The 4,963-nt window shown below is 65.4% G+C and carries 2 protein-coding genes; both read left to right on the top strand.

Features of this window, described 5'->3' with window-relative positions; translation table 11 throughout:
- The first annotated feature begins 296 nt into the window (after window positions 1-296).
- Window positions 297-4,379, top strand: a complete 4,083-nt coding sequence (locus HV826_RS35985; RefSeq protein WP_176421524.1) for a HEAT repeat domain-containing protein — start codon at window positions 297-299, stop codon at window positions 4,377-4,379.
- 135 nt (window positions 4,380-4,514) lie between these two features.
- Window positions 4,515-4,757: a hypothetical protein gene (locus tag HV826_RS35980; protein ID WP_176421523.1), complete on the top strand. Its 243-nt coding sequence runs from the start codon at window positions 4,515-4,517 to the stop codon at window positions 4,755-4,757.
- Window positions 4,758-4,963 lie beyond the last annotated feature (206 nt).

Below are 4,963 nucleotides of genomic sequence, written 5' to 3'. Positions count from 1 at the left end.
CCTTGGGGTCGACCTCGGCCACGACACGTCGTGTCCCATGCCCCACGCCGCGTCAGCGAGCGACGAGCCTCCCGTCGGCTGCTGGCCTGCTCCTTCTTCAGCCGCCCATCCCACCTGAACGCTTACGTATGCTCGCGCGGTGTTCCAAATGTAGCCCAGCTTGAGCAGAGCGACGAAGATGCGGCTCTCCCGACAGTGAGGCCCCTATGGACCGGTACCTCCGGTGGGCCATTTGAGGCCGCCTACGACAAGTCATGGAAGCGGAAATACCCAAAGAGACTGGTGGCTTGGCCTCCATGAGGGGGTACGACTACCAAGAGGAGGCGACCGTCTGGCTCGCGCTTCACCTCATCTTCGAGCGGAAGGCGCCCCACGTCATCATCGAGCCCGCGCCCCACGCGGATCTCGAAGCAGTTCCCGCCGAGGAGGCTTCCTCGGTGGTTCGCCCCGAGCCCGCGCGCTTCCTGTTCCAGATCAAGTACCGAGGAAGTGCATGGTCCGGATCGACCCCGTTCCGGAATATCATCGAGCCTTCCCGACAACCGGATGCACCGCACAGTCGCAGGAGGAGCCCCACTCCGGTGGAGCAACTCGCTGCGAACCCGTCGCTGCACTACGTGTTGATCACCAACGGCCAGTTCGCGTCGGGCGCAAGGGAGTTCGTCATCCCCGGCCTGGAACACCTTCCGCGGAAGGTACCGGGAATGAATCTCCTCGTCCCAGAAGGAGCCTCTGCGGAGGAGATTGCCTCCCGCATTGGCATCATGGAGCAGCTGACGCAAAGCGAGCTGGCGGCCCGCCTACGCCGGCTGTTCGCCAGCCCACAAGTCGGGCTCTTCGTCCCGGCGACACGCTTCGACGAGGCCCTGAAGCTGCTGAAGCAGGATGTGCACGTAAGGCTCGTAGGCGACCGTCCATTGAAGTGGGCGCGAGAGGACATCGTCGCGCGACTGCGCGACCTGGGGGGCGCACCAACACGAACCTTGGACATGGATGACTTCGAGCCCCCCCGGGGCTACGACCAGCTCGCACAGCGGCTTGCCAGGGAAAACCGGCTGCTGCTGAAGGGCCCACCGGGGGCAGGAAAGACCCTGGTCGCCGACATGCTCGCATTCAAGCTGCGTACGGCCGAGCCACCTTTCGAGGTCGTCCAGGCGAACTCGCCAGGAGACATCCGGCAGCGGCTTCACCAGGAAGGTCCATTCCTGTTCCTCGTGGATGATCCCTGGGGTCAGGACTCGCGAACTCCCGAGAAGGGCTGGGCCACGCAACTGCCAGAGCTGTTCCGCCGTGTCTCGGGGCCTGCGGGCTCGGCCCACAAACTCCTCGTCACCACGCGCATGGGGCTGCTGGGTGACGTGTATGCGCGGCATATCCCGCCCGAACTGGACGGGGCGAGCACAACGCTCGACTACGAGAGCTACGACAGCGCGGCCCGGCTTCGAATCCTGGAACGAAAGTCGAGGGCCCTGCAGTCACTGGCGCGGCGACAGTTCGTCCGGAAGAATCGCCAGGAGATCATCGAGACGTTGAAGGTCCCCCTTTCGATTGATCGCTTCGTCTCCGCCGTGGGCGCGGCTCCGTCGGATTCCGAACTGGACCTCGCGCAGTTCCTGCATGACGCCGAGGTGGAGGAGCTGTCCGGAACACTTGCGCGCGAACTCCGGGGGATGGACTGGGCCCTCCTTCCCGCCATGTTCCTGTGGACCCAGCTCTGTGTGAGCGCTGCTTGTGACACCGACCGCGCACGGATGCGCGCACAACGCCTTCAGTGGCAGCCACAGAAGCCGCTTCAGCTCCAGAAGCTTGTGGATTGGATGGTCGAGGCAGGCTGGCTCCGTCGGAACGAAGGGCGCCTGAGTGCCCACCCCACGACAGTCACCGGCCTGGAGCGGCTACTGGACTTCCTGCCGGATGAGGCCGACCACCTCGTGGGTGAACTGCTGGAACAGCTATGCGCCTCGAACGAGGTACAGGCGGCGTATGCGCTCGCCGACCGTCTTTCGGACGCGAGACGTGCCTCCGTACCCCAAACGGTCGCTACGACCATTCAGCAGCACCTCCTAGAGGAACTGCTGCGGACCTCATCCACGAACTTCGTGGAGGTGCTGCACGCCGCGCGGCGCTGGATGCCGGAAGGCGGCCCGCTCGCGCTCCTCATTGATGCGCTCATCCACCCTCCCAAAAGGGAAAATGCGGACTGGTGGGAGCTCAGCTGGTCGCATCCGGACTGGCCGCCGTCGGCCTATGACATCATCCGAGCATCGTCCGAGGCCCGGCAGGTCCTGGAGCGCTACATCCGCCTGTGGCCCATGATGGCAAGCGTCATGATGCACGCGAGCGGGTTCGCGGACTGGACCTCGCGCTTCGGATGGGACCTGAGCCAGCTGTATTGGGAGAGCCTCGAAGAGGCACTCGATTCCGGCGGCCATGCCGTGGGAGAGCTGGCCCACGGTGCAATGAGCGGACCGGCACCTGCCGATGAGGCGCTGCTAGACCGGATTCTCATGGCTTCGGACCAGTTCCAGCAGGATGACGAGCCCAGCGAGTTGCAGGTGAAAGCCAGCCAGGGCATCCTGGACGACGCGTATGCCGACTACCTCCTGATAGGTGATGGCACTCCCAATGAAGCCGCCCACACAGCGCTGGAGGGCTGGATGGCGGCTCGGCGGAAGCGGGAGGGCTATTCGTGGATCCTGACCCACCCGAAGAGGTCTCGCCTTTATTGGAGTTGGAATAGGGCCATGCTCGATGGCAATCTTCCTCCAGATGAAGAGGAGGTCGAGGCATTCCTCGCTATCGGGAAAGATGCCTTTCCAGAAAAGGCTTGGCGCATCATCGCGGAGCGGCAATTCACGCGCTTTGCCCCACGCATGGTGGAGGCGCTCGGCACCCTCTCGCAAGAGAGCATCGAGCCTTGTCTTGAAGCCCTGTCGCGGCTCATCTCTGCGCTGGAACTGGGGACCGCCCTCCGTAGGCAGAGTCCGGGATGGTCCGAGGAGCGAAAGTCCCTCGTCGTCCTAGTCGCCCAAGGGCTCGCGGAATGGTCGAGCGAGGAGAAGAAACCCTACCGTGACGAGGTGAGCGCGGCCATGGGCGATTCCCTAGCCCATTTGGTGGAGCGCTGCGCGCGCACGGCCAAAGACAAGAACGGGCTCCAGGTGACTGCCCAACTCTCAACTGAAGACTGCGCGCGACTGCGACGATGGGCGCAGCAGCCTGAAGAGCAGCTCGGAAAGGCCAGCCTGCTCACCCTGGCCGCGTCGGGAGAGTCCGTGCTCGTGGAAGCCGAGCATTCCCTGGCACAGGAGCACTTCGAGGCGCGCACAACGGCCATCCAGGCACTCTCGCGGGATGCCTCGCCGGCTGCACGTGGCCTCCTTCTCCGGGCCCTGTCCGACGGCGAGGCCAGGGTTCGGGTCGCTGCGGTCCATGCCCTCGCCCCCGGAGCCTCCCTGGAAGAGCAGCAAGCCCTCCTCCAGAGTGCGCGCGATGAGAGTTCCTACGTCCGGGATTCCTGCGTTCAGGTGATTGCCCGTGAGCGTTGGGACGCCGGGCGGGTGGCCCTGGTCGCGCTGCTTCGAGACGTGCACGACCGCGGACCGGGCGTGGAGGAGCATGTCAATCATGGCATTGCCCGGGCCGCCGCCAAGGCTCTCGTCAATTGGAAGCCCCATCCTCCGGAGGTGGTCGGCGCGTTCCTGCGTTTCGTGGCCGATGGGCTGGAGGCAAACACGGACCCAGATGTCCATGTGGTTGTCTTGAAGTTCCTCATCGCCCACGACGACCCCCGCGTCGCCACCACGATTTCCTCCGCGATCGACAGCGTCACAGGCCTGACGCGCCCGTCCGGCGCTCGCATCTGCTTGCATCTCCTGCAAGCCCTTATCCTGCACCTGCATCGCTGGCCGGGGCATTGCGGGGGAGTCTCGGTTCTCCCCATCGCCCGGGAGGCCATGAACGCCGATGCCATCTCCGCGGGGCGCGCCATGCTGGTGCTTGGGATGGTGGGCGCACACGAGGACACTGCCCGGCTCCTGGAACGAGACGAGCATCGCCGGGAGCGGGCGCTCCTCGCATTGCTGGGGGCGGCGATGACGAAGGCTGTCCCCAGTGACGTGGCCGAGCAGGTGCTCCGCGAAGACGAAGACGCTGGGCAATTCCTGGCGTGGGCCCGTGGACGGGAGAAGGCGACCGCCGAGGTCTGGGCCAGCCGTTGGCGCGCCCATACCAGCCTCCATGCCTGGCTCGCCGAGCGGTGGGAGGAGATGGCCGGTTGGTCCGCCGTCATCTTGTTGGGCGGGAAGCTATGCCTCGGACAGGCGTTCCTGGAGAGCATCAAGGCCCATCCTCGATTGCAGGACGAGCCCGCACGCTGATGCCTGGGCGCGGGCAGGACTGTTCCGCTCCTGGACCTTCGATGTGCGGTCGCGTGCCGCGCGCCCCATGATGCCCCGCCTTGAGCCCCGTCCTCCACTCTCGCCGCACGCGAGCCCAGCCTCTTCGTCCCAGCGGTGGGGCTGCTTGGCCTGCTCGCGCTGGGGCCCTTTTTCGGGAGCCACGCGGGCCTACCTCCCATTCACTCGGACGGGTACGGCTCCTTCCTCTACCTGCCCGACATCTCCGTCCAGGAGACCCTCTCCATGCGCACGGAGGTGGCCGAGTGGCGCGAGCTCTGGAATCCGAACATCGGCATCACCCGGGACAGGCGCACGGGCCGCTACTTCAACCGCTTTCCCCAGGCCAGGACCTGCTGATGCAGTTGTCCTTCCTGAACGTGCATGTCAGAGCGCATCTGGTGGGCGCGACGTCCGATGGCTCCTTCCCGCCGTGCTAGCTAGGAGTGTGTAGCGGTAATGGGGTTGGAAGCGAGACCGGACGAGAGACGCCGGTCCGTCGTTGGGTGCGGCAGGCCGCTACGCTGCCGTCATGCGGAAGAGCTTGAGGAGGTTGTGGGTGGCGC

Source organism: Myxococcus sp. AM010 (genome assembly GCF_013372585.1).
Lineage (GTDB): Bacteria > Myxococcota > Myxococcia > Myxococcales > Myxococcaceae > Myxococcus > Myxococcus vastator.
The sequence above is the reverse complement of the archived record's forward strand: the minus strand, read 5'-3'. Positions and strand labels throughout refer to the sequence as shown.